This window comes from Sphingomonas profundi, from assembly GCF_009739515.1.
Classification (GTDB): domain Bacteria; phylum Pseudomonadota; class Alphaproteobacteria; order Sphingomonadales; family Sphingomonadaceae; genus Alterirhizorhabdus; species Alterirhizorhabdus profundi.
In genome coordinates this window covers 2,821,481-2,845,061 of record NZ_CP046535.1, presented here as the reverse complement: position 1 = coordinate 2,845,061, position 23,581 = coordinate 2,821,481, and the positions used below count along the sequence as shown (strand labels likewise).

31 protein-coding genes are annotated in these 23,581 nt (G+C 69.7%); 14 read left to right on the top strand and 17 right to left on the bottom strand.

Features of this window, described 5'->3' with window-relative positions; translation table 11 throughout:
- Nucleotides 1–7: 7 nt before the first annotated feature.
- Together GNT64_RS13610 and GNT64_RS13605 are read right to left on the bottom strand one after the other, a co-directional pair.
- A complete protein-coding gene (locus GNT64_RS13610) occupies nucleotides 8–1,177 on the bottom strand; it encodes an amidohydrolase (protein WP_156680009.1) in 1,170 nt (389 codons plus the stop codon).
- A 17-nt stretch (nucleotides 1,178–1,194) separates the two neighbouring features.
- The gene (locus GNT64_RS13605; protein WP_156680008.1) at nucleotides 1,195–1,815 is read right to left on the bottom strand and encodes a DJ-1/PfpI family protein; all 621 of its coding nucleotides are present in this window, start codon (nucleotides 1,813–1,815) and stop codon (nucleotides 1,195–1,197) included.
- Between the two features lie 162 nt (nucleotides 1,816–1,977).
- Between GNT64_RS13605 and GNT64_RS13600 the strand changes: the two genes are divergently transcribed.
- Genes GNT64_RS13600 through GNT64_RS13590 form a run of 3 tightly spaced genes read left to right on the top strand, consistent with a single transcriptional unit; the run spans nucleotide 1,978 to nucleotide 4,584 of the window.
- Nucleotides 1,978–2,448, top strand: coding sequence for a nuclear transport factor 2 family protein (locus GNT64_RS13600; protein ID WP_197276990.1), 471 nt, complete (start codon nucleotides 1,978–1,980; stop codon nucleotides 2,446–2,448).
- On the top strand, nucleotides 2,445–4,115 hold the full coding sequence (locus tag GNT64_RS13595; RefSeq protein WP_156680006.1) for an FAD-dependent oxidoreductase: 1,671 nt from the start codon (nucleotides 2,445–2,447) through the stop codon (nucleotides 4,113–4,115). Before GNT64_RS13600 ends, GNT64_RS13595 begins: the two co-directional genes overlap by 4 nt.
- A 1-nt stretch (nucleotide 4,116) precedes the next feature.
- Complete coding sequence (locus GNT64_RS13590) at nucleotides 4,117–4,584, top strand: nuclear transport factor 2 family protein (protein ID WP_156680004.1); 468 nt, start codon at nucleotides 4,117–4,119, stop codon at nucleotides 4,582–4,584.
- Between the two features lie 422 nt (nucleotides 4,585–5,006).
- On the opposite strand, the gene GNT64_RS13585 is transcribed toward GNT64_RS13590, so the two are convergent.
- The 5 genes from GNT64_RS13585 to GNT64_RS13565 all read right to left on the bottom strand — a co-directional run bounded on the left by GNT64_RS13585 (nucleotide 5,007) and on the right by GNT64_RS13565 (nucleotide 9,411).
- Entirely contained in the window at nucleotides 5,007–6,074 is a 1,068-nt protein-coding gene (locus tag GNT64_RS13585) for a 5-(carboxyamino)imidazole ribonucleotide synthase (RefSeq protein WP_156680003.1), read from the bottom strand.
- Entirely contained in the window at nucleotides 6,071–6,553 is a 483-nt protein-coding gene (gene purE, locus GNT64_RS13580; protein ID WP_156680002.1) for a 5-(carboxyamino)imidazole ribonucleotide mutase, read from the bottom strand. The genes GNT64_RS13585 and purE overlap by 4 nt, the downstream gene beginning before the upstream one ends.
- A 156-nt stretch (nucleotides 6,554–6,709) precedes the next feature.
- Nucleotides 6,710–7,396 (bottom strand): 2,3-diphosphoglycerate-dependent phosphoglycerate mutase, encoded by a 687-nt coding sequence (gene gpmA / locus GNT64_RS13575; protein WP_156680001.1) that lies wholly within the window; start codon nucleotides 7,394–7,396, stop codon nucleotides 6,710–6,712.
- Nucleotides 7,397–7,651: 255 nt separating this feature from the next.
- The gene (locus tag GNT64_RS13570) at nucleotides 7,652–8,782 is read right to left on the bottom strand and encodes a M14 family metallopeptidase (protein ID WP_156681635.1); all 1,131 of its coding nucleotides are present in this window, start codon (nucleotides 8,780–8,782) and stop codon (nucleotides 7,652–7,654) included.
- 2 nt (nucleotides 8,783–8,784) lie between these two features.
- Nucleotides 8,785–9,411 (bottom strand): DUF4136 domain-containing protein, encoded by a 627-nt coding sequence (locus GNT64_RS13565; RefSeq protein WP_156680000.1) that lies wholly within the window; start codon nucleotides 9,409–9,411, stop codon nucleotides 8,785–8,787.
- Between the two features lie 221 nt (nucleotides 9,412–9,632).
- On the opposite strand from GNT64_RS13565, the gene ykgO reads away from it, so the two are divergent.
- From ykgO to GNT64_RS13520, 9 genes are all read left to right on the top strand, one after another.
- The gene (ykgO, locus tag GNT64_RS13560) at nucleotides 9,633–9,758 is read left to right on the top strand and encodes a type B 50S ribosomal protein L36 (protein WP_004210176.1); all 126 of its coding nucleotides are present in this window, start codon (nucleotides 9,633–9,635) and stop codon (nucleotides 9,756–9,758) included.
- Between the two features lie 25 nt (nucleotides 9,759–9,783).
- Entirely contained in the window at nucleotides 9,784–10,422 is a 639-nt protein-coding gene (locus tag GNT64_RS13555) for an HAD family hydrolase (RefSeq protein ID WP_156679999.1), read from the top strand.
- Nucleotides 10,423–10,425: 3 nt separating this feature from the next.
- Complete coding sequence (locus tag GNT64_RS13550; protein WP_156679997.1) at nucleotides 10,426–10,746, top strand: DUF1244 domain-containing protein; 321 nt, start codon at nucleotides 10,426–10,428, stop codon at nucleotides 10,744–10,746.
- 92 nt (nucleotides 10,747–10,838) lie between these two features.
- Nucleotides 10,839–11,078, top strand: coding sequence for a DUF2312 domain-containing protein (locus GNT64_RS13545; protein WP_145153665.1), 240 nt, complete (start codon nucleotides 10,839–10,841; stop codon nucleotides 11,076–11,078).
- A gap of 87 nt (nucleotides 11,079–11,165) precedes the next feature.
- On the top strand, nucleotides 11,166–11,909 hold the full coding sequence (locus GNT64_RS13540) for a YebC/PmpR family DNA-binding transcriptional regulator (protein WP_156679995.1): 744 nt from the start codon (nucleotides 11,166–11,168) through the stop codon (nucleotides 11,907–11,909).
- A gap of 52 nt (nucleotides 11,910–11,961) precedes the next feature.
- Nucleotides 11,962–12,354 carry an endonuclease domain-containing protein gene (locus tag GNT64_RS13535; protein ID WP_156679994.1) on the top strand — a complete coding sequence of 131 codons (393 nt, stop codon included), beginning with the start codon at nucleotides 11,962–11,964 and terminating at the stop codon, nucleotides 12,352–12,354.
- The gene (gene ruvC, locus GNT64_RS13530) at nucleotides 12,351–12,851 is read left to right on the top strand and encodes a crossover junction endodeoxyribonuclease RuvC (RefSeq protein ID WP_156679993.1); all 501 of its coding nucleotides are present in this window, start codon (nucleotides 12,351–12,353) and stop codon (nucleotides 12,849–12,851) included. The genes GNT64_RS13535 and ruvC overlap by 4 nt, the downstream gene beginning before the upstream one ends.
- A 13-nt stretch (nucleotides 12,852–12,864) precedes the next feature.
- Complete coding sequence (ruvA, locus tag GNT64_RS13525) at nucleotides 12,865–13,461, top strand: Holliday junction branch migration protein RuvA (RefSeq protein ID WP_156679992.1); 597 nt, start codon at nucleotides 12,865–12,867, stop codon at nucleotides 13,459–13,461.
- Between the two features lie 10 nt (nucleotides 13,462–13,471).
- Nucleotides 13,472–14,395, top strand: coding sequence for an isoaspartyl peptidase/L-asparaginase family protein (locus GNT64_RS13520; protein WP_156679991.1), 924 nt, complete (start codon nucleotides 13,472–13,474; stop codon nucleotides 14,393–14,395).
- 87 nt (nucleotides 14,396–14,482) lie between these two features.
- Here GNT64_RS13520 and GNT64_RS13515 read toward each other — a convergent pair whose 3' ends face one another.
- The gene (locus tag GNT64_RS13515; RefSeq protein ID WP_156679990.1) at nucleotides 14,483–15,205 is read right to left on the bottom strand and encodes a PEPxxWA-CTERM sorting domain-containing protein; all 723 of its coding nucleotides are present in this window, start codon (nucleotides 15,203–15,205) and stop codon (nucleotides 14,483–14,485) included.
- A 349-nt stretch (nucleotides 15,206–15,554) separates the two neighbouring features.
- Between GNT64_RS13515 and GNT64_RS13510 the strand changes: the two genes are divergently transcribed.
- Nucleotides 15,555–16,133, top strand: coding sequence for a PEPxxWA-CTERM sorting domain-containing protein (locus GNT64_RS13510; RefSeq protein WP_231639007.1), 579 nt, complete (start codon nucleotides 15,555–15,557; stop codon nucleotides 16,131–16,133).
- A gap of 63 nt (nucleotides 16,134–16,196) precedes the next feature.
- Here GNT64_RS13510 and pal read toward each other — a convergent pair whose 3' ends face one another.
- The 8 genes from pal to GNT64_RS13470 all read right to left on the bottom strand — a co-directional run bounded on the left by pal (nucleotide 16,197) and on the right by GNT64_RS13470 (nucleotide 21,836).
- Nucleotides 16,197–16,736 carry a peptidoglycan-associated lipoprotein Pal gene (pal, locus tag GNT64_RS13505; RefSeq protein ID WP_156679989.1) on the bottom strand — a complete coding sequence of 180 codons (540 nt, stop codon included), beginning with the start codon at nucleotides 16,734–16,736 and terminating at the stop codon, nucleotides 16,197–16,199.
- 94 nt (nucleotides 16,737–16,830) lie between these two features.
- Nucleotides 16,831–18,162, bottom strand: a complete 1,332-nt coding sequence (tolB, locus tag GNT64_RS13500) for a Tol-Pal system beta propeller repeat protein TolB (RefSeq protein WP_231639546.1) — start codon at nucleotides 18,160–18,162, stop codon at nucleotides 16,831–16,833.
- Nucleotides 18,163–18,206: 44 nt separating this feature from the next.
- Nucleotides 18,207–18,569, bottom strand: a complete 363-nt coding sequence (locus tag GNT64_RS13495; protein WP_156679988.1) for a hypothetical protein — start codon at nucleotides 18,567–18,569, stop codon at nucleotides 18,207–18,209.
- 67 nt (nucleotides 18,570–18,636) lie between these two features.
- Complete coding sequence (locus GNT64_RS13490; RefSeq protein ID WP_156679987.1) at nucleotides 18,637–19,722, bottom strand: hypothetical protein; 1,086 nt, start codon at nucleotides 19,720–19,722, stop codon at nucleotides 18,637–18,639.
- 2 nt (nucleotides 19,723–19,724) lie between these two features.
- Entirely contained in the window at nucleotides 19,725–20,162 is a 438-nt protein-coding gene (gene tolR / locus GNT64_RS13485; RefSeq protein WP_156681632.1) for a protein TolR, read from the bottom strand.
- Nucleotides 20,163–20,169: 7 nt separating this feature from the next.
- Nucleotides 20,170–20,859: a protein TolQ gene (gene tolQ / locus GNT64_RS13480; protein ID WP_156679985.1), complete on the bottom strand. Its 690-nt coding sequence runs from the start codon at nucleotides 20,857–20,859 to the stop codon at nucleotides 20,170–20,172.
- Between the two features lie 4 nt (nucleotides 20,860–20,863).
- Complete coding sequence (gene ybgC / locus GNT64_RS13475; protein WP_156679983.1) at nucleotides 20,864–21,319, bottom strand: tol-pal system-associated acyl-CoA thioesterase; 456 nt, start codon at nucleotides 21,317–21,319, stop codon at nucleotides 20,864–20,866.
- A 106-nt stretch (nucleotides 21,320–21,425) separates the two neighbouring features.
- Nucleotides 21,426–21,836 (bottom strand): NUDIX hydrolase, encoded by a 411-nt coding sequence (locus GNT64_RS13470; RefSeq protein ID WP_197276989.1) that lies wholly within the window; start codon nucleotides 21,834–21,836, stop codon nucleotides 21,426–21,428.
- A 162-nt stretch (nucleotides 21,837–21,998) separates the two neighbouring features.
- Here GNT64_RS13470 and GNT64_RS13465 point away from each other — a divergent pair, with 162 nt between their 5' ends.
- On the top strand, nucleotides 21,999–22,430 hold the full coding sequence (locus tag GNT64_RS13465; protein ID WP_479683734.1) for a GNAT family N-acetyltransferase: 432 nt from the start codon (nucleotides 21,999–22,001) through the stop codon (nucleotides 22,428–22,430).
- A 53-nt stretch (nucleotides 22,431–22,483) separates the two neighbouring features.
- On the opposite strand, the gene ruvB is transcribed toward GNT64_RS13465, so the two are convergent.
- Nucleotides 22,484–23,506 (bottom strand): Holliday junction branch migration DNA helicase RuvB, encoded by a 1,023-nt coding sequence (ruvB, locus tag GNT64_RS13460; protein WP_156679982.1) that lies wholly within the window; start codon nucleotides 23,504–23,506, stop codon nucleotides 22,484–22,486.
- Nucleotides 23,507–23,581 lie beyond the last annotated feature (75 nt).

Here is a 23,581-nt window from a genome sequence, read left to right as displayed (position 1 = left end):
GCGCGATTCAGCCCGCCGCCGGCAGCGCGCGCTCGGCGAGTTCGACGAACCAGGCGATGCCGGTGTCCATTACGCCGTCGTTAAAGTCGTAGCGCGGGTGGTGGAGGGCGGGGCTGTCCGGCTCGCGGCCCTGGCCCAGCCACAGATAGGCGCCCGGCACCGCCTGCAGCATGAACGAGAAATCCTCGGAGGTGAAGGCGGGCTCCGGCGCCTCGGCGGCATCGCCGCAGACGGCGGCGGCCGCCTCCAGCGCCAGCGCGGCGCACGCGGCGTCGTTGATCGTCGCCGGGTAGGTGCGGACGTAGCGCACGTCGATGGCGGTGCCGCTGGCCAGGGCGACGCCTGCCGCGATCGCGCGGATCGCCTGCTCGATGATGTCCTGCACGTCGGCATCGAAGGTGCGCACCGTGCCCGTCAGCCGCACCTCCGCCGGGATCACGTTGTGGGCGTGGCCGCCGGCGATCTGCGTGACGGAGAGCACGGCCGATCGCGTCGGCGGGATGCGGCGCGAGACGATCGCGTTCAGCTGCCCGACGAGATCGGCGGCCGCCAGGATCGCGTCCGGCGTCTGGTGCGGCATCGCGGCGTGGCCGCCCTTGCCCGTCACCACGATATCGAACCTGTCGGCCGCCGCCATGATCGCGCCGGGGCGGGTGCGGATGCTGCCGGCCGGCAGATCCGGCCAGTTGTGCAGCGCGAACACGCGATCGCACGGGAAGCGATCGAACAGCCCGTCCTCGATCATCGCGCGGGCGCCGGCCTGCCCCTCCTCGGCGGGCTGGAAGATGAAGTGGATCGTGCCGGCGAACGCCCGCGTGGCGGCCAGCCGGCGCGCCGCGCCGAGCAGCATGGCGACATGCCCGTCATGCCCGCAGCCATGGAAGGCGCCGGGCCGCGTGCTCGCATGGGGCACGCCGCTCTCCTCATGGAAGGGCAGCGCGTCCATGTCGGCGCGCAGGCCGAGCGTGCGGTCCGATGCGCCGGCGCGCAGCGTGCCGACCACGCCGGTGCCGCCGATGCCGGTCGTCACCGCCAGCCCCAGCGCGCGCAGCTCGGCGGCGACGATCGCGGCGGTGCGATGCTCCTCGAAGCCGAGTTCGGGATGGGCGTGGATATCGCGGCGGATGGCGGTGAGCGCGGGCACGAGCGCCGCGATCTCGTCATGGTCCAGGCGCATCGTCCGCTCCGTTCCGCCTACGCGGCCAGCGTCTCGGCCGGCGCCAGGAACGGCGCCACCGTGGCGAGCGCGCGCTCGACATGCAGCGCCTTCTCGCCGACCGGCGCGACATAGTGGATCGCCTCCGCGGCATCGGCGCGCGAGGCGCCGCGCGCGATCATCCACGTCGCGAGATAGAGGGAGGCGAGGCAGCCACCCGCCGTCGCCACATTGCCGTGCGCGACGAAGGGCGCGTCGATCACGTTCACGCCGGCCTCCACCACCCACGGCTTGGTCGTCAGATCGGTGCAGGCCGGCAGATCGCCGATCAGGCCGAGCTTCGCCAGCAGCAGCGTGCCCGAGCATTGGGCGCCGACCAGCTGGCGCGACGGATCGATTGCGATGCGGCCGAGCAGGGCGGCATCGGCGGCGATGTCGCGCGTGCGGATACCGCTGCCGATCAGCACCGCATCAGCCTCCCCGGCGAACTCCAGCGGCTTCTGCCGGCGCACGGTGACGCCGTTCATCGAGGTGACTTCCTCGGTGGGCGCGGTGATGAACGCCGCCCAACCCTTGGGCCGCATGCGGTTGAGGATCGCCGCCGCGACGAACGAGTCCAGCTCGTTATAGCCATCGAACGTCAGCACCGCGATCTGCACCCGAACCTCCGCACCCCGGTCGCAGCCTTCTTCCACATCGGCCCGGCGCGCCCAAGCGCATTCGGCCGGCGGGCTAGCCAATGTCGCAGTGCATGACGCGTGTTACATATCCTAGCCTTCCACGAGACCGGCCGAACGGTGGCCTGTCGCGAGAGGATAATGATGGCCGACGATCTTGCCGTGCGCATCGCCCGCCTCGAGGATATCGAGGCGATCCGCCGGCTGAAGCATCTCTACGGCCTGCTGTGCGACGACGATTACGATGCCGACGCGCTGGTGGCCCTGTTCACCGAGGATGGCGTGTGGGACGCGGGCGAGCTCTACGGCCGCTATGAGGGGCGGGCGGCGATGCACGCCTTCTTCTCGCAGATCAGCAAGTCGGTGGTGTTCGCCATCCACACCGCGCTGAACGACATCATCGACGTCGATCCCGGCGGCGAGACCGCGGTCGCCCGCTTTCGCGCGATCATCCCGTCGTCGCTCCGCACGCCGGAGGGCGACGTGCCGATGTGGACGCTGAGCGGCTATGAGGACCGGCTGCGCAAGGTGGACGGGGAGTGGAAGTTCACGGAGATGCGCTCGATCATCCGGCGCGTCGCCAATCACGCGGACGGGTGGGAGACAGGGGCATGACCGACGGGACCGACTTCGACGTGATCGTGCTCGGCACCGGCGCCGCCGGGCTGACCGCTGCGATCGCCGCGCATGAGCAGGGCGCCCGCGTCGGCCTGTTCGAAAAGGGCGGGCTGGTCGGCGGCACCACCGCCTGGTCCGGCGGGCAGGTGTGGATCCCGGCGAACCGGCAGATGCTCGATCTGGGCAAGCAGGACAGCCCGGCCGAGGCCGTGACCTACATGATGTCGATGTCCAACGGCCTGATCGAGCGCGACATGGCCGAGACGTTCGCCCGCACCGGGCCGGAGATGGTCGCCTTTCTGGAGGAGCGCACGCCAGTGGAGTTCGTGTGCGTGCCCGATTTCCCCGATTACCACCCCGAGCAGCCGGGCGGGAAGACGGGCGGCGGGCGCACGCTGGAATGCCCGGTCTACCCGTTCGGCGAGCTCGGCGAGTGGGCGGACAGGGTGACGGTTTCGCCCTACTGGCCCAATCGCCACATCCAGGTCGGCGAGACGACGCTCTGTCAGGCGGTGCCCGAGGAGCTTTCGGACGAGGTGAAGCAACACCGGCTTGAGCATGACGAGCGCGGCCTGGGGCTGGCGCTGATCGGCCGGCTGCTGCGGGGCTGCCTCGATCGCGGCATCGTGCCGCAGACGGAGCATCGCGCGGTCGAGCTGGTGATGGACGGCGGCAGGGTGGCCGGCGTCCGCTTCGAGACGCCGGACGGCGAGCGGCGCGTGACGGCGCCGCGCGTCATCATGGCGACGGGCGGGTTCGAGTGGGACAAGGGCTTCACCACCGCCTTCCTGCGCGGCCCGCTCGATACCAGCGTCTCCGTGCCCACCAACACCGGCGATGGCCTGCGCATGGCGATGCGGGTGGGCGCGATGCTGGGCAACATGCGCGAGGCATGGTGGATGCCGGTGGTGGAGGTGCCGGAGGAGGTGTGTTCGGCCGGCAAGCAGCTGTTCACCGGCGAGCGCACCCTGCCGGGATCGATCATGGTCAACCGCGCGGGCAAGCGCTTCACCAACGAGGCGGCCAATTACAACGCCTTCGGCGCGGCGTTCCACGAGCAGGAGACGAACAGCTGCTCCTACGCCAACCTGCCCTGCTGGGTGATCTTCACCCAGTCGTTCTACGAGAAATACGGTTTCGCCGGCGGCTATGGCGGCGAGCGGCTGGACGATCGCCGGCCGCCGCAGTGGATCGCCGACGCCGACAGCCTGCGCGGCCTGGCCGAGCGGATGGGGATCGACCCAGACGGGCTGGAGGCGACGGTGGCGCGCTGGAACGCCAATGTCGAGGCGGGATCGGATCCGGACTTCAAGCGCGGCGAGAGCATGTACGATCGCTGGTGGGGCGATCCCACCTGCAAGGGCACCAGGGCGGCGACCCTGGGCAAGCTGGAGCAGGGGCCGTTCTACGCCGTGGAGGTGAAGAGCGGGGCGCTGGGCACCAAGGGCGGCCCGAAGACCGACGCCGACGCGCAGGTGCTGAGCGTGGACATGCAGCCGATCGCGGGTCTCTACGCCGTCGGCAACGTCATGGCCTCGCCGATGGGGATGACCTATGGCGGCGGCGGCGGCACGCTGGGGCCGGGCATGGTGTTCGGCTATCGCGCCGGCCTCCACGCCGGCCGCGCCGTGGCCGCGGAAACCAGACAGACCGAGGATGCCTGAGATGGACGCCGCCGAAACCCTGCTCGCCATAGAGCAGATCAAGCAGCTGAAGGGCCGCTACTTCCGCTTCATGGACACCAAGGACTGGGCGGGCCTGCGCACGATCTTCTGCGACGACGCCACGTTCGACGCGCGCGCCTCGCTGAGCCTGGACGGCGCGGGCGAGGGCGGCCGGGCCGCCGAGAGCAACGACTGGGTCTATGAAGGCGGAGACACCATTGCCGCCTTCATCAAGGGCGCGGCCGGCGCCTCGCGCACCTGCCATCACGGCCACTGCCACGAGGTGGAGATCCTCTCCGACACCGAGGCGAAGGGTGTGATCGCGATGGAGGACCAGATCTTCGCGGAAGACGATGTGACGCTGACCCTGCACGGCATCGGCCACTATCACGAGACGTACCGCAAGGTGGACGGCCAGTGGCGCATCCACACCTCGCGGATCACGCGGCTGCACGTGTCGCTGGGGTAGAAGGGCGCCCGCCGGGAAATGAGCTGAGCCGCCGGCGAGGAACGCGGCTCCCCATGTGTCGAGCGGAGCCGAGACACCGCTCCCTTTTGTCGAGCGCAGTCGAGACACGGCTTTCCGCCGGGCGTTACGCCTCGGCTTCGCTCGGCGATGTCCCTCGACTGCGCTCGGGACATGGTCGGCACTCGGGTGTGCGCTGGCTTCCGGTCTGCGGTATGCCGGCCTTCGCCTTAGGCCGGATCGAGATTAAGCGAACCGAGTCGATTTACACGCATCTTGTGCAAGCCGCTCATCCTGAGGAGCCATTGAGCGTGTCGAAATGGCGTCTCGAAGGACTTGGGAAGTCCTTCGAGACGGGTCTTCGCCTCCGCTCAGCCCCTCCTCAGGATGAGCGGACATGCAGAAAGCTGCATGTCGATCCGGCCTCAGAGGCCCAGCCAGGTGACGTGGCCCATCTTGCGCCCCGGCCGCGCCTCCCGCTTGCCGTAGAGGTGGAGGTGGGCGGCGGGGTCCGCCAGGATGGTGGGCCAGTCGTTCACCTGCTCGCCGATCAGGTTGCGCATCTCTATGGCCGGCGCGGCCAATGTCGTCGCGCCCAGCGGCAGGCCGCAGATCGCGCGGATGTGGTTCTCGAACTGGCTGGTGACGGCGCCCTCGATCGTCCAGTGGCCGCTATTGTGGACGCGCGGCGCCATCTCGTTGAACACCGGGCCGGCGTCGGTCGCGAAGAACTCGCAGGCGAGCACGCCGACATAATCGAGCTCGTCGGCGATCCAGCGGGCGAGCGTCGCGGCGGCATCGGCCTGCGCCGCGATGCGGCCGCCGGCCGGCACCGTGGAGGCCGCGAGGATGCCGTCGACATGGCGGTTCTCCGGCACGTCCCACGCCTCGAACGCGCCGTCCGCGCCGCGCACCGCCAGCACGGAGAATTCGCGCTCGAACGGAACGAAGCCCTCCAGCACGGCCGGCGCGCCGCCGATCGCCGCCCACGCCGCGGCGCAATCGCCGGCGGCGGCGATGCGCGCCTGGCCCTTGCCGTCATAGCCGAAGCGGCGCGTCTTCAGGATGGCGGGCGCGCCGATCGCGGCGACCGCCTGCTCGAGCGCGGCGAGCGTATCGACGGCGCGGAACGGCGCCGGCGTGCCGCCCAGCCGGGCGACGAATTCCTTCTCCGCCAGCCGGTCCTGCGCCACGGCCAAAGCGGCCGGGCGCGGGTGGACGGGCGCGCGCTCCGCCAGCCGGCGCAGCGGCTCGGCCGGCACATTCTCGAACTCGAAGGTGACGACGTCGACCGCGTCGGCGAAGGCGGCCAGCGCCTCGCCATCGTCGTAGCGTCCCTGCGTCCACTCGGCCGAAACCTCGGTGGCGGGGCCGCTGCCCTCGGGCGAGTAGATGTGGACGCGGTAGCCGAGCTGGGCGGCCGCCATCGCCAGCATGCGCCCCAGCTGACCGCCGCCGAGGATGCCGATGGTGGCGCCGGGCGGCATCGTCATTCCGGATCGTCCGCCACGTCGGCCGTCTGCTTCGCGCGCCACGCATCCAGGCGCTCCGCCAGCGCGGCATCGGTGGTGGCGAGCATGGCAGCGGCGATCAGCGCGGCGTTCACCGCCCCCGCCCGGCCGATCGCCAGCGTGCCGACCGGGATGCCGGCGGGCATCTGGACGATCGAGAGCAGGCTGTCCATGCCGGAGAGCGCCTTCGATTCCACCGGCACGCCGAACACCGGCAGCCGTGTCATCGCCGCCGTCATGCCGGGCAGGTGGGCAGCGCCGCCCGCGCCGGCGACGATCGCGCGCAGGCCGCGACCGACCGCCGCCTTGGCATAATCGACCAGCCTGTCCGGCGTGCGGTGGGCGGAGACGACGCGCGTCTCATGCGCGATGCCCAGCGCCGCGAGCGTATCGGCGGCGTGGCGCATCGTCTCCCAGTCGGAACGGCTGCCCATGATGATGCCGACCAGCGGCGCGGCCATCTTTCTCTCCTCTCCATCTCCGCTCATCCTGAGGAGCCATTGAGCGAAGCCGAAATGGCGTCTCGAAGGATCCTTCGAGACGCGTCTTCGCTTGCGCTCAGCCGCTCCTCAGGATGAGCGGACAAATCGTCTAGGTGCCGTGCGACTGTCCTGCAATCACCGCTCCGACAGATAATAGCGGTCGGTCGCGGCCAGATCATGGTCGAGTTCGTACACGATCGGCTGGCCGGTCGGGATCTCCAGGCCAGTGATCTCGTCGTCCGGAATGGCCGAGAGATGCTTCACCAGTGCGCGCAGCGAATTGCCATGGGCCGAGATGACGACGCGCTGCCCGGCCTTCAGCGCCGGGGCGATCCGCTCCTCCCAGCAGGGCAGCACGCGGGCGATCGTGTCCTTCAGGCTCTCCGTGTCCGGTATGGCGATGCCGGCGTAGCGGCGATCCTGCGCCAGATCCCATTCGCTGCCCGCCTCCAGCACCGGCGGCGGGATATCGAACGAGCGACGCCAGATCTTCACCTGGTCGTCGCCGTGCTTGGCCGCCGTCTCCGCCTTGTCGAGGCCGGTGAGGCCGCCATAGTGGCGCTCGTTCAGCCGCCAGTCCTTCTCCACCGGCAGCCAGAGCCGGCCCATCGCCTCCAGCGCCAGGTTCAGCGTCTTGATCGCGCGGGTCTGGTAGCTGGTGAAGCAGACGTCGAAGTCTAGCCCGCGCGCCGCCATCAGCTCGCCGGCGGCGGTCGCCTCGGCGATGCCCTTCTCCGTGAGGTTCACGTCCCACCAGCCGGTGAAGCGGTTCTCGAGGTTCCAGGCGGACTGGCCGTGGCGGATCAGGACGAGGCGGGGCATGCGGTCTCCTTCGGTTCGGTGCCGCCGTAGCTGGTCCGCCCCCGATTTTGAACCACCACTTTCCCTTGCGTCTCGCCCAGCCGAGACACGATCACCTTCCTTGTGTCGAGCACAGTCGAGGCATGATCACCCTACTTGTGTCGAGCGCAGTCGAGACGCGGCCGCGCGGACCGTGGCCCCTCGACTTCGCTCAGGGGAAGGAGTGGCATTGGTCGAGAGTGGAGATGGCTTCTCGACCTCGTTCGGGAGAGGGCGCTAACCGCGCACCGGCACCTCGCCGATCATCTCCCACATCGCGCCAAGGCACTCGTGCGCCAGCGCCTTGGAGCGGGCGGGGGACCAGCCGTAGGCTGGATCGGGTTCCGCGTCATTGTCCTTGAACGGCATCTCCAGCGTCATCGCCACGCAACCGAAGCGGTGGGCCAGCTGGTTGGTCGACATCGAGAGGTTGGCCTTGCCCGCCGGCGCGATGCCGTAGCCATGCTCCACCTGGAAATCGGGCGATCGCCGCGCCAGCGTCTCGCGGAAGCGGGCGTAGAGCCGGCCCTGCGCGTCAGTCCAGTTCGGGATGCCCTCGAACCCCGCCAGGAAGACGAACGGGATCGCCTCGTCGCCATGCACGTCCATCGCGAAGTCGACGCCGCTGCGGTCCATCGCGGCGAGCGTGTGGAGCACCTCCGGGCTGCGCTCGGCGGAGGGGGCGTGCCACTCCCGGTTCAGGTTCACGCCGGCGGCGTTGGTGCGCAGGTGGCCGCGCCGCGAACCGTCCGGGTTCATGTTCGGCACGATGTGGAAGGTGGCCTCGCGGCGCAGCGCGCGGGCGATCGAGTCCTGCTCGTCGGTCAGCCGTTCCAGCGCGCCTTCCACCCACCACTCGGCCATCGTCTCGCCCGGATGCTGGCGGGCGTAGAGCCACACCTGGCGCGGCCCGGTGCCGAGATGGAGACAGTCGATCGCCTGCCCGTCCAGCGTGAAGCCCAGCGCCTCGTGCCGCACGCCCAGCCTGCCGGCCATGCGCGCGACGAGATCGTGGTGCCGCTCCATCGCATAGGGCGCGAAATAGGCGAACCACGCGCTGTCCGTGGCGGGCGTGTGGGTGATGGTGAGGATGCCGGCGTCATAGCCCGTCTGCGCCTGCCGCCAGTGGACCCGATCCTCGGACACGCGGGCGCCGTAGCCGGGCCAGCCGCCCGGATAGGCGGAGCCGCCGGCGTTCAGGATGCGCAGGGTGATCGGGCGATTGGCGGCGCCCGTCAGGCGGAAGTGGAACCACTGGTAGAAGTCGGACTCGTGATCGCGCACGATCTCCAGGTCGAAAGCGTCGTCGCCTGAGGCGAGGACGCGGATGTTGCCGCTGTCGAAGGCGGCGGAGACGGCGGCCGTCACCCTCATTTCACCGTGATGGTGCGGCCGGACTCACCGGGGAAGCCGGCGAACAGGATGCCGGCGAGGCGGCGCACGGTGGCGGGCGAGTCGGCGGCGGCGGTGCCCGCCTGCTCGGTGCGCGCGCGGCCCTCCCACACCACCGTGCCTTCCGATCGCCGCTTCAGCTGAACGGAGAGTTCGGTCAGCACGATCTCCTTGGTGCGGCCCTTGCCGATCGGGAAGCTGACGCCGCCGCCCAGGCCCACGCCGCCGCCGCCGCGCCGCCCGCCGCCGAACAGCCCGCCGCCGCCGAGGCCCACCGACACGCCGGAGCCCTGGCCGACCGGGCCGGAGCGCGCGCCGCGGAACACGGTGACGGCGGCGACGAGATCGGAGTTGGGCACGTTCGGCACCACCTGAAAGCCGATGCGCGAGAGTTCGGCCGAGACGGCGGCGGCGTAGGTCTCGAACTCCAGGCTCTCGGCCTGGTTGCGGTCGGCCGGTTCAACCGAGACGCGGCCCGGCGCGATCGGCTGGCCCAGATGGAAGCGCGTCACCTGCACCGGCGGCGTCGTGTTCGTGGCGCATCCCGCCAGCCCGCCGGACAGGACGAGGGCGGAGCCGATCAGGATGGCGCGGCGGAGCAGCATGGGGATGTCCTTGTGAGAGCGTTCGGGCGAGTGAAACGCGCCTGTCGCCGGTTTCGATGCATGCCCGGAACAAGAAGGCCGCCGCCCTTGCCCAAGGCTGAACGGCCGGCACCGGCGGGCCTTGCGCGGTTGACTCGGCGGGCAGGCTTGCATAGGGGAGCGCCTCGTTTCCATTCACCCTGTGCAGCCAGTGCCTGCGCAGCCATGCAGGCGTCGATTCGATGAAGATCCGTAACTCGCTCAAGTCGCTGAAGGGTCGCCATCGCGACAACCGCGTGATCCGCCGCCGCGGCCGCACCTACGTCATCAACAAGACGAACCGCCGCTTCAAGGCGCGCCAGGGCTGAACCGCCGCCGCCGGGGCGCCAGCCGATGGGGATCGCGGCCGTCATCTTCGATGTCGGCAACGTCCTGGTCGATTGGCAGCCGGAGCTGCTCTACGCCAAACTGATCCCGGACGCGGCGACGCGGGCCGGGTTTCTGCGCGACGTGGCCACCAAGGACTGGCACTTCCAGCACGATGCCGGCCGCCCCTTCGCGGACACCAGTGCCGAGCTGATCGCCCGCCATCCCGAGCATGCCGAGGCGATCGCCGCCTGGGGGCCGCGCTTCGGCGAGCAGGTGGCGCCGATGCCTGGCATGGGCAGGCTGGTGGAGGCGCTGGACGCGCGCGGCGTGCCGCTGTTCGCCATCACCAATTTCAGCCACGAATTCTGGCCGCCGTTCCGCGCCGATCATGCCGCGATGTTCGATCGCTTCCGCGACGTGGTCGTTTCCGGCGAGGAGCGGCTGACCAAGCCGGACGCGGCGATCTACCGGCTGGCGCTGGCCCGCTTCGGCCTGGCGCCCGGGGAGGCGCTGTTCGTCGACGACCGGGCCGACAATGTCGCCGGCGCCGCCGCCGTGGGGATGACCACGCACCGCTTCGTCGACGTGCCGACGCTGCGTGCGGCGCTGGTGGACTATGGCCTGCTCGATCCCGATATGGCCGGCGATGCCCGAGGGAGCTGACCGATGAGCTGCAGCGAGACGACCGACACCGACATCCCGATCGACGATGCGACGGCGGCCGCCGCCTTCCGCCGCCTCGTCGCCCACCTGCGCCACCGCACCGACGCCGAGAATATCGATCTGATGGGGCTGGCCGGCTTCTGCCGCAACTGCCTGGCGGACTGGACGGCCGAGGCCTCCGGCGGCGCGCTCGGCCGCGATGCCGCGCGCGAGGCGATCTACGGCATGCCCTATGCCGAGTATAAGGCGAAGCACCAGGGCACCGCCACGCCGGAGCAGATCGCCCGCATGGAGGCCAGCGTGGCGAAGAACCGCGTCGGCTGAGCGCCCGTCCGCCCGCCGGCACCGTCGGGCTTGAGCGCGTGCGTCCGCTCCCCTAGACGCTCCGCCTCACACCGAATCTGCGGGAGCAAGCCATGAGTGACAATGTCGCGGCCGAACAGCTGCGCCTCTTCATCGAGCGTATCGAGCGGCTGGAGGAAGAGAAGAAGGGCATGAGCGACGACATCCGCGACGTCTATCTCGAAGCCAAGAGCCAGGGCTTCGACAGCAAGACGATGCGGTCCGTGATCCGCCTGCGCAAGATGGAGAAGGATGCGCGCGACGAGATGGACGCGCTGCTGGAGACCTATCGCAACGCGCTGGGCCTGCACTGACGGCATCGGCGGCCGGCCGGTTGATGCCGCCTGCCGCCACCGCTAGAGGAACGTCATTCCCCTGAAACAGAGGCGATCGACGGTTCAATGGCCGGCCATTCCAAGTTCAAGAACATCATGCATCGCAAGGGCGCGCAGGACAAGAAGCGCTCCGCCTTGTTCTCCAAGCTCAGCCGCGAGATCACGGTGGCGGCCAAGATGGGCCTGCCCGATCCGGACATGAACGCGCGGCTGCGCTCCGCCATCATCGCGGCGCGCGCGCAATCGATGCCGAACGACAATATCCAGCGGGCGATCAACAAGGCGGCCGGCGGCGATTCGGATAATTACGAGGAGGTGCGGTACGAGGGCTTCGGCCCCGGCGGCGTCTCCCTCATCATCGAGTCGCTGACCGACAACCGCAACCGCACCGCCACCAACGTGCGCACCGCCGTCTCCAAGAACGGCGGCAACCTGGGCACGGCCGGATCCGTGAGCCACAGCTTCGACCGCATGGGCCTGATCACCTATCCGGCAAAGGCCGGCGATCCCGACAAGGTGTTCGAGGCGGCGCTGGAGGCGGGCGCCGAGGACGTGACCTCCAGCGACGACGGCCACGAGATCTGGACGGCGCAGGGCGACCTGCACGAGGTGGCGCGCGCGCTGGAGCCGGTGCTGGGCGAGGCGGAGGGGGCCAAGCTCGCCTGGCGGCCGCAGACCACGGTGGCGGTGGGCGAGGGCGACGCCGCGACCCTGTTCAAGCTGATCGACGCGCTGGACGACGATGACGACGTGCAGACCGTGTGGGCCAATTACGACATCTCCGACGACGTCATGGAGCGGCTGGGCTGACGTGCAAAGCCCCTCCCCTTCAGGGGAGGGGTTGGGTTGGGGGCGACGTGCGATGCCAAGTCTCGAACTCGCCCAGCATGCTACCGCGATGCGCAACGCGCCGACCGAGGCGGAGAAACGCTTGTGGCGGCACCTCTCGAACCGGCAGCTCGGCGGCTTCAAGTTCCGCAGGCAGGCGGTGATCGGATCGATAATCGCGGACTTCCTCTGCCCGGCTCACGCGCTTGTCGTGGAGGTGGACGGCGACACGCACGATCCGAGCGCGGATGGGCGGCGCGATGAGCGTCTGGCGAGGATCGGCTACCATGTCATCCGTTTCACCAATCACGACGTGATCGCGAACATGGAGGGCGTGCTCTCGGCGATCCTGGCGAAGGTCTCCTCCCTCCCCCCACGCTGGCCCCACCCCAACCCCTCCCCTGAAGGGGAGGGGCTTCGGCCATGATCCTGCTCGGTCTCGATCCGGGGCTCGGCACGACCGGGTGGGGCGTCATCGCGGCGGACGGCAACCGCCTCAGCCACGTCGCCAACGGCCAGATCCGCACGGAGCCGGCGATGCAGCTGCCGCGCCGGCTGACCCTGCTGTTCGACGCGCTCTCCGGCGTGATCCGGGCCGAGCGGCCGGACGGGGCGGCGGTGGAGGAGGTGCTCGGCAATTCGAACGCCGTCTCCACCCTGAAGCTGGGGCAGGCGCGCGGCGTGGTGCTGCTGGCGGCGGCGACGGCGGGCGTCGCGATCGGCGAATATCATCCGAGCATCGTCAAGAAGGCGGTGGTCGGCACCGGCGGCGCGGACAAGCGGCAGGTGCAGGCGATGGTCGCGCGGCTGCTGCCGGGCGTGAAGCTGACCGGGCCGGACGCCGCCGACGCGTTGGCGGTGGCGATTACCCACGCCCACCATCTCGCCAGCGCCCGCGCGCTCGCCCGGCGGGTGACGGCATGAGAAGGATCACGGCATGATCGCGCGGCTCAGCGGCATCCTGGCGGAAGCGGGCGTCGACCATGCGGTGCTGGACGTGAACGGCGTCGGCTATCTGGTGCAGGCATCGGCCCGCACGCTCGGCGCGATCGGGCCGGTCGGCGGCGCCGTGATGCTGTTCACCGAGATGCAGGTGCGCGAGGACGCGATCACGCTCTACGCCTTCGGCTCGGCGGGGGAGCGGGACTGGTTCCGCCTGCTCACCGGCGTGCAGGGGGTCGGCGGGCGGGTGGCGCTGGCGATCCTCTCCGCGCTGGACGCGGACGAGCTCGGCCGTGCGGTCGCCGGTGGCGACAAGGCGATGGTGGCGCGCGCGAACGGCGTGGGGCCGAAGCTGGCGATGCGGATCGTCAACGAACTGAAGGACAAGGTCGGCGCCGTCGCGATCGGCCCGGCCGGCACAATGCCGGCGGCCGCCGGCGGCGCGGCGGGCGATGCGCTGTCGGCGCTCGCCAATCTCGGCTTCCGGCCGGCCGAGGCGAATGCGGCGGTGGCGGCCGCCGCCGACGAGCTGGGGGACGCCGCGACGCTCGATGCGCTGGTGCGTCTGGCGCTGCGCAAGGCGGCGAAATGAGGATCGCATCATGACGCAACGCTGGACTCTGGTGATCCACGGCGGATCGGGATCGATGGCGCGGGGGCGCCTGAGCGCGGACGAGGATGCCGCCGGCCGCGCCGGCCTGCACGCGGCGCTGGTGGCGGGCGGCGCGATCCTGTCCGCCGGCGGCGGCGCGATCGACGCGGTGGAGGCGGCGGTGCGGGTGCTGGAGGACGATCCGCACTTCAACGCCGGGCGCGGCTCCGTCTACACCGCCGACGGCGCGATCGAGTGCGATGCGGCGATCATGGCCGGCGATACGCTGGCGGCGGGCGCGGTCGCCGGCGTCACCGCCACGCGCAATCCCGTCAGCCTGGCGCGCGCGGTGATGGAGCGGAGCCCGCACGTCCTGCTCTCCGCCGCCGGCGCCGACGCCTTCTCGCGCGATCAGGGGCTGGAGCAGGCGCCGCCCGACTGGTTCGCCACGGCCGAGCGGCGGCGGCAGCTGGACGAGATGCTGGCGCGGCCAGACGGCGGCTTCGATCAGGGCATGAAATACGGCACCGTCGGCGCGGTGGCGGTGGACGGCGCCGGCCATGTCGCGGCGGCCACCTCCACCGGCGGGCTCACCGCCAAGCGCTGGGGGCGGATCGGCGATTCGCCGCTGATCGGCGCCGGCACCTATGCCGACGATCGCGCCGCCGCCATCTCCTGCACCGGCTCCGGCGAATATTTCATCCGGCTGGGCGTGGCGCACGAGATATGCGCCCGCGTGCGGCTGGCCGGCGAGACGATCGAGGACGCGGCCGACGCGCTGATCGCCGAACTCGGCGATCGCGGCGGCAGGGGCGGCGTGATCGTGGTGGCGCCGGACGGATCGGGCGGCTGGGCGTTCAACACGCCGGGCATGTATCGCGGCATGATGAGCCACGATGCCGCGCCGGAGGTGGCGATCTACGGCGACGAGTGAGCCGCCGGCGTAAACGGCCGGACCCCGGATACGGCAGAGCCGCCGGTCGCGGGACCGGCGGCTCACCCCTTCTTTGCGTAATGGCGATCAGGCGATGCGGAGCACCGCATGACCCTGCGAGCGGCGACGGCGCATCGCACCGCCGACGAAGCCGAAGCCGCCGATCATCATCGCCCAGGTCGTCGGCTCCGGCACCGCGGAGGTCAGCTGGAAGCCGTTGAGATTGGCCTCGCCGACGCCCGGCGTGTCCGAGAGGACGATCTGGCCCAGCGCGTTGGCGCGGCCGGTGAACAGCGCATAATTGTCGCCCGCGATGAAGCTGCTGGCGTTGGTGTTCAGGTTCGACGCAGACTGGCCGTTGACCGTCAGGTCGTTGCGCCGGCCGCGCGTGTTGTTGTCGCCCTGCGTGATTGCATAGAGGCTGTACGACTGATTGGCGTTCAGGCCCGAGATGGTGGCCGTGATCGGGCCGCTCGACGAATAGAGATAGCCCTGCATCAGGTTGGCGAACGGCGTGCCCGTGAACTGCGTGTAGCTCGGATCCGAGGCATAGGTGCCCTGCGCCGAGTAGGTGATGCTGTAGCCGGTAGCGGCGTTGTTCGAATCGACCAGCGATGCCGTGCCCTGATTGTCGAACAGCTGGTTCCACTTGTCACCGGCAGAACCGACCACGCCGGGCCCGACCTGCTCGGAGACCGTGCGCTGCGGCCCGGTGAAATGCACGTTGACGATCGATGCGGCCAGCGACGGCTGGGCGGCGGACAGCAGAGCGACCGCACCGGCGATCGCCATCTTGAAATAAGCACTCATCAAACAATCCCCTTAAGCCCCGACGCCGGCGATGTACCGCGACCAGCTTATCGCCACAATGGAGGTTTTTTCGGCGTCATGTATCGCGTCGGGACAAACCGGACATCTTCTGATCGTTCACCAAGTTGTCACAAAGCCAGGTCGGTTGGCGCGCAAGCACTGGCAAAGATCATTACGGTCGCGACAGCGTGGCGCATTTCAGCCCTTGGCGCACAATATTTCCCGAAACTTCGCCTGAGCGGCGTGCCCCGAACTAAATCACGGATAAAACAAACTTTTTTGTAAACCACGCGTTAACCATCCAGCCCCGGCGAGTATCTGCCGCGGGCTTATTGGGAGGGTTTTTGCCATGAAGATGACGATCAACGCACTCGCGGTCGGCGCATGTTCGATGCTCGGGCTGATATCCACGCCAGCCTCTGCCGCCAATGTCGTCACGGCGATCGGCGCCGACCTGTCGGCATCGTCTTACGTGTTCGATTTCCAGGGCGGATCGTTCACCTTCGGCTTCAACGGCGATTATTTCGGTGGAGGTCCGCTGACGATCAGCACCGCGAACGGCGGCGAGGTGAACACCGTGTTCGGTGAGCCGACGACCAACTTCGCGGACAACCGTGGCGGCCCGGTTACGTTCGGCGGCAGCATGCAATATGCCGAGTTCATGGATCCGACGCCGATCCGTTTCACCAACGGCGACAATTTCATCGGCCTGCGCGCGGTGACGCGCGGCGGCACATATTACGGCTACGCCTTCTCGTCGAACAACGTGCTGAACAGCATCGGCTTCGAATCGAACGCGAACAGCCCTGTCACGGCTGTCGCCGGCGTGCCGGAGCCGACGACATGGGCGATGATGCTCGGCGGGTTCGGGATCGTCGGCGGCGCCATGCGTCGGCGTCGTGCGCGCACGAGCGTCAGTTTCGGCTAAGGCGCCGGCGAGCCGGAAATCACTGAAAGCCGCCTCCTCCCGCGTGGGAGGGGGCGAGCCGTTCTACTGCATGACGACGGTGACGGCGCGGCGGTTCTGCGCCCAGGCGCTCTCGTCCGATCCGGAAGCGGCGGGGCGCTCCTTGCCGTAGCTGATCGTCGAGATGCGCGATGCACTGATGCCTTGCGCGGCGAGATAGTTCTTCGCGGAGTTGGCGCGGCGATCGCCGAGCGCGAGGTTGTATTCGCGCGTGCCGCGCTCGTCGCAATGGCCTTCCACCGTCACGCGGACGTTCGGATATTTCTTGAGCCATGCCGCCTGCCGGTCGAGGATGCCGCGCGCCTCGCCGTCGATATCGTACATGTCGGTGCCGAACAGCACCGTATCGGTGCCGGCCTGCTGGAGGAAGTCCTCGCGCGATCCCGGCACGACGCCGTTCGAGACCGGGCCGGTGTTCATGCCCGAGGTGTCGCCGGAGGTTCCGCTGGTGGGTGGGGGCGGGGGCAATTCCTTGGGCGGCTTCTTGGAGCAGGCCGCGGTCGCGATCAGCGCCGCGCCGAGCAGCAGCTTCACGGCGGCCGCCTTTGCACGAGGTTGGGTCATGGTCGTCTCCCTAACAAGTATGCGGCCCGCCGCGCCGCAGTGAGGATGGCGGAAATCACCTCTCGGTCAAGGCAAGGGCGATCAGAGGGGGCGATCAGGGCAGCAGCGGCCCCCATGCCGGGTCAGAGCCGTCGAGGGGGGTCGGCACGCGCCGTTCGTTCACGCCGGTCAGGTCGACGGACCAGAGGTCCGCCTTGCCCGAGCCCTGGCCGGTGCGAAAGAACATGATGACGCGGCCGTTGGGCGACCAGCTCGGCCCCTCGTCCTGCCAGGCGTTGGTCAGCGTCTTCTCGCCCGATCCGTCCGGCGCCATGATGCCGATGCGGAAGCCGCCGCCGATCTTGGTGAAGGCGATCAGGTCTCCGCGCGGGCTCCACACCGGCGTGCCGTAGCGGCCGCCGCCGAAGCTGATGCGGTTCTGGTTCGATCCGTCCGCGTTCATCACGTAGAGCTGCTGGCCGCCGGAGCGGTCGCTCTCGAACACGATGCGCGATCCGTCCGGCGAGTAGCTGGCCGAGCTGTCGATGCCGGGCGCGGTGGTGAGCCGCTGCGGCGTGCCGCCGGTGGCGGGCACGCGGTAGATGTCGGTATTGCCGTTCACCGCCATCGAGAAGACGATGAAGCGGCCGTCGGGCGAGAAGCGGGGGGCGAACGTCATGTTCGGCTGGTCCACAACCAGCCGCTGCCGGCCGGAGCCGACATCGTAGACGTAGACCCGCGGCCGGTTGTTGACGAACGACATATAGGCGATCGTCTGCTGGTTGGGCGCGAAGCGCGGCGTCAGCACGATCGACTGGCCGTTGGTGAGGAAGCGGTGGTTGGCGCCATCCTGATCCATGATCGCCAGGCGCTTGATACGGCGCGTCTTAGCGCCGGTCTCCGACACGTAGACGACCTTGCTGTCGAAATACGGCCCTTCGCCGGTGAGGCGGGTGTAGATGGTGTCGGCGCATTTGTGTGCGGCGCGGCGCCAGTTGGCCGGCGAGACGACGAAGCCCTGCCGCGTCAGCTCCGACTGGGCGAACACATCATAGAGGTAGCAGCCGACGGTGAGCGTGCCGTCGCCATTCGCCTGGACGAAGCCCTGCACCAGCGCCTGAGCGCCCGTGACCGTCCACGTGGGATAGTCCGGCGACGTCACCTGATTGAAGCCGACCGGCTTCAGCGCGGCGGCCGGCAGCGGGCTGAACAGGCCGCTATTCTTGAGGTCGCCGGTGACGACCTGCGCCACCTGCGCGCCGAGCCCCGCCGTATCGCCCGCGGCGGTGGAGACGGTGGCGGGCGTCGGCATCACCGGGATGGCGATCGGCATCGGCTGGGAGATGCCGCCGGTGATGTCGACGCGGATCTGGGCGGCGGCGGGGGCGGCGAGGGCCAGCGCGCAGGCGCCGGCGAGCGCGCCGATAAGGGAAATGGGGGGTCGCATCATCGTCTCCATCGTCGCGGCAACGCGCGGGGGCATCGATCGTGTCATGCCACGGCCTTCGGGCTGAACGTCAGGTCGAACGAATCCCAGCCGTTGCTGTAGCGTTCCGGCGGCAGGCTGATCGGCGCGCAGCGGATGATCGCCAGCGTCGCCGCCTCCGCAAGCTGCTGGGCGACATAGGCGTTCGCCTCCGTCACGCCGCGCTGGCCGAGCAGGCGCGGCAGCTCGGCCAGCGTACCGTCCGGCGCATAGTTCACCCGCAGGGTGGTGACGATGCTGCCGCCGGCGCGGCCGACGCGGGGCGCGCGGTAGCAGCGCCTCACCTGATCGGCGGCGCTGGCGATCACGCGCGCCATCTCCGGATCGGCGCGTGGGCGGGCGGCCGTTTGCAGCGGCGGCTGCGCCACGCAACCGGCGAGAGCGAGAGATCCTGCGACGGCGAGAGCGGCGGCGGGGAGAGCGGGCGCGCGCATTTCATCCCATCTGGCCGGGGATGAAGGTGGGAGCGATATCCTCCCAACCGCCTTCATACAGTTCCGCCGGCAGCTTGAGCGGCGCGCAACGGAGCACCGCCCGGCGTGCCAGCTCGCCCATCTGCCGCGCATAGGATTGGTTGCCGGCGTTGATCCCGGTCTGCTCTAGCACGGTGACGTTGGCGACCGAGCCGTCAGGGTTCATCTTCATGCGCAGCGTCGTCACGATCGACATGGCCGGGGTGCCTCCCAAGGAGCCCAGATCGTAGCAGGGCTTCACCTGCCGCTGGATCGCCGCGCCTAGCCCCTGCATCGCGATTGCCGAGACGGCGGCGGCCGCCGGCTTGGTCGCCTTGCCGGCCGTCTTCTCCGGCGCGATGCCTTTCAGGAAGTCTGGGCCGAGGCGACTGCCGGCGGCCTTGGCGGGCTTGTCGCCGGGTTTGCCGCCGGCCGGTTTGGCCGGCTTGGTGGAGGGCGCGCCGACGGCGTCCGCCGGCTTGTCCGGCCGGCGGCGATCGCGCGTGTCGCCGGCGGCCGCCACATCCGCCTTCGTCGGCCTGGCGCTCTTGTCCGGCACCGGCTTGGCCGGCGTGGCCTTGGCCGGGGCGGGCTTGGCGGGCGCGGCCTTGGCGGGCGCGGGCTTCTCCGCCGGCCTGGTCGGGGCGGGCTTCGGCGCCGGCTTGGGTGCCGGCCGGGGCTTCTCGACCGGCTGCGGCTTCGGTTGGGGAGGCGTGGGCTTCGGCGGTGTTGGCTTCGGCGGCGCGGGTTTGGGCGGCGCGGGCTTCGGCGGCGTCGGCTTGGGCGGCGCGGGCTCCGGTGCGGGCGCCGGCTCGGGTGGGGCCTCCGCCGGCGCGACGGCCTCCTCGGGTTTGGCGACGGTCGGCGCCTCCGACGGGGCCGGCGGCTCGCGCGTCGCCTCGGGCGCGGCGGAGCGCAGGCCGATCGCGTCGACCAGCACCACGTCGATCGGCTCGTTCTTCAGCGGCGGCAGCTTGGCGCGGGTGACGAGGCCGAGCGACAGGATGGCGAACAGCAGCACATGGCCCGCCGTCGCGATCCCCAGCCCGACCTTCTCGGCCCGCTCCATCGTCAGCGGCCTTCCTCGCCGACGGTGACGAGCGCGACCTTGTTGAGGCCGGCGCGGTTCAGCTCGCCCATCACCTTCATCACCCGCCCGTAATCCAGCCCGCGATCGGCCCGCAGATAGACCTGCGGCGCCTCCGGCCCCTTGGCGGCGGCGGCGGCGAGCACCTCCAGCCGGGCGGGCAGGGCGGCCTCCGCCGTCTCCTCGTCGTTGACGTAGATCTTGCCGCCGTCGTCCAGCGACACGGAGATCGGCTTCTGATCCTGATCCAGCGCGCCGGCGCGACTGTCCGGCAGGTTCACCGGCACGCCCGCCACCAGCAGCGGCGCGGTGATCATGAAGATGATGAGCAGCACGAGCATCACGTCGACGAGCGGCGTCACGTTGATCTCGGCCATCGGCGCGCGCCGGCCGCCATGGCCGCGGCCGCGCATCGGCCCCATCGCCACCCTAGACCTCCAGCTCGCGGCTGAGCGTGCCGTGGAAGCCGTCGGCGAAGCGGTTCAGCCGCGCCTCCATGCGGTTGATGACGTGGCTGAGGCGATTGTAGGCGATGACGGCCGGAATCGCCGCGAACAGGCCGAGCGCGGTGGCGAACAGCGCTTCGGCGATGCCGGGGGCGACCACGCCCAGCGACGTGTTCTGCTGGGCGGCGATATCGGTGAAGCTCTTCATGATGCCCCACACGGTGCCGAACAGACCGACGAACGGCGCGACCGAGCCGATCGTGGCGAGGATGTTCAGCCGATCGGACAGGCGGTCCACCTCTGCCGCCACGGCGGCGCCCATCGCGGTGGCCAGGCGCTGGCGCGTGCCCTCCCGATCCACCGTCTTGCCGCCGGTGGAGCGGCGCCACTCGGACACGCCGGCGGAGAACACCCGCGCCGGCGGCAGATCCTGCTTGCCCGGCCCGTCGAAATATTTGTCGATGTCGTCGGCCTTCCAGAAGTCGCGCTCGAACTGCTCGCTGGCCCGCGCCGTGCGGCGCAGCCGGACGCCGTGGCCGATGATGATCGCCCACGTCCAGATGCTCGCCAGCAGCAGCCCGATCATCACCGCCTTCACGACGAGATCGGCCTGCATGAACAACGTGACCGGCGAGAGCAGCGAGCCGGTGGGGGTGACGCCGAGGCTTTCCATCTGTTTACGACCGTCCTCTGAGCTGCTCGAAAATGTCGATCCACGCGCGCGGTTGGCGGCGGGGACGCCCGTCGGGCGCGACGAAGGCCGCGGTGACGTCCGCCTCCGTCAGCACTTCCTGTCCGCGCATGACCCTCTGATGAATGAGGCAGGCGGCGGCGCGGATTTCCCCCACCCGGCTGACCACGACGAGCGCGTCGTCCAGCCTCGCCGGGCGACGGTAGCGGATGGCGAGATCGGCCACCGCATAGGCGCCCTCGCCGGCCTCGTGCGCGGCGCGCTGGTCGATCCCGGCGCAGCGCAGCATGTCCGATCGGGCGCGCTCCATGAAACGCAGATAATTGGCGTGGTAGACGATGCCGGTCAGGTCCGTATCCTCGAAATAGACGCGGAGCGCGAAGCGATGCGCACCATCGAGGAGGGTGCCGGCATAAGGCTGGTCGAGCGTGTCCGTCTCCATCCGGGACGGGTTAGCGGGTTGGGCCTGGGGCGGGAACCCCTCGCGAGGGTTGCGGCGGTTGATCGGTGATCCCCTTCTCGAAGGGATGACTGATCGGGGAACCGGATCAGAGCGTGCGGTACAGGGAGAGGATATGGTCGCGGGTCAAGGGCGCCAGGGGCAGCATCATCGCCGCGGCATGATCGACCCACACGGCCTCCTCGATCTCTGACTGTGTGGCGGGATCGTGCCGAATGCGCACATGGAAGATTTCCGCCTCGACGATATGGTCGGGTTCGTTCGCCGCCGGGGCAAGGTAGCAGCCGAGATGGCGCGCATCATCCTCGGCCAGCACCAATCCGAGTTCCTCGTCCAGCTCCCGGCGCAGCGCGCCTACGGGGCTCTCGCCATCCTCGATCTTGCCGCCGGCCTGCATGAACCACCCGGTTCCTGCCTTGCGGACCAACAACAAGCGGCCGGCGCCGTCATCTATCAAGGCAGCCGCTATTCGAATGGTGCGAGGGGCATCGGCGCTCATATAGCCAGATAAGCCCATGCGGCTCACCGCTCAACTACCTTCCCGGTTCGGATGGTTGCTCGGCAAAGCGTCTGCGTCGATCATGGATAGGTCGGAAGGTAGTCCAACTTGGAAGTGGCAGCGCGATTGGAGATACGGAAGGACGATCCGACGGCGTCGCGTGTGGCGGAGCTGCTGTCCCACCATCTCCGTGAACTGCATGCGGCGATGAACGGTCACGCCTCTGCGCTCGACGCAACGGGTCTTGCGGCAGCAAGCGTCACGTTCTGGACGGCGTGGCAGGCCGATACGCTGGCGGGCTTCGGTGCGCTCAAGGAACTGGATGCCCGTCATGGCGAGGTCAAGTCGATGCGGGCAGCCCCGGCAGCACGGGGGACAGGTGTCGGGCGCACCTTGCTCGATCACATCATCGCGGACGCGCGCAGTCGCGGTTACGCGCGATTGAGTCTGGAAACCGGCACGGCGGCGCTGCACGCGCCGGCCATCGCACTCTATCGCAGCGCCGGCTTCGTCCAGTGCGGTCCCTTCGCGGACTACCAGCCGAACCCGCACAACCAGTTCTTCCGTCTCGATCTCGCCGACGTCATACCTTGATTGGTGAGCCGAAACCTTTTTGTTGATCTCTGCGCAGCGGGCGCGGGCGTGCCTCAGCCGTCGAACAGCCCTTCCTGCGCGCCCGGCGGCGGGTTGAGCCCCAGATGTTTCCATCCCCGCCCGTTCAGGCATCGCCCCCGCGCGGTGCGGGCGATCAGGCCGAGCTGGATGAGGTAGGGCTCGATCACCTCCTCCACCGTGTCGCGCGGTTCGGAGAGGCCGGCGGCGAGCGTCTCCACGCCCACCGGGCCGCCGCGATAGATGTCGGCGATCATCATCAGGTAGCGCCGGTCCATCGCGTCGAGGCCCAGCCCGTCCACCTCCAGCCGGGTGAGCGCCGCGTCCGCCACCGCGCGATCGACCACGCCCGATCCGGCGACGTTGGCGAAATCGCGCACCCGCCGCAGCAGCCGGCCGGCGATGCGCGGGGTGCCGCGCGCGCGCCGGGCGATCTCCACGGCGCCATCCTCCGATACCGCCAGGTCGAGCAGGCCGGCGGCGCGGCGCACCACCTTCTCCAGCTCCTCCACCGTGTAGAATTGCAGCCGCACCGGGATGCCGAAGCGATCGCGCAGCGGTGTGGTGATGAGGCCCTGCCGGGTCGTCGCGCCGACGAGGGTGAAGCGCGGCAGATCGATGCGGACGGAGCGGGCGGACGGCCCCTCGCCGATCATCAGATCCAGCGCGCGATCCTCCATCGCCGGGTAGAGCACCTCCTCCACGGCGGGCGCGAGCCGGTGGATCTCGTCGATGAACAGGACGTCGCCATCCTCCAAATTGGTGAGGAGGGCGGCGAGATCGCCCGACTTGGCGATCACCGGGCCGGACGTGGCGCGGAAGCCGGTGCCCATCTCCCGCGCGATGATCTGCGCCAGCGTCGTCTTGCCAAGGCCCGGGGGGCCGAAGAACAGCACGTGATCCAGCGCGTCGCCGCGCGCCCGCGCCGCCTGGATGAACACGCGCAGATTCTCGCGCGCCGCCTTCTGGCCGACGAACTCGTCGAGCGACTTCGGGCGCAGCGCCGCGTCCACGTCCTCGGCGCGGCGGCTGGCGGTGAGGAGGCGATCGTCGGTCATCCGTGTCGTTCCCTACCGGTTCCGGAGCGGCGGTGTCGAGGCCCGAGCGGCGGGGCTGGAGGATGTCGGGCCGGC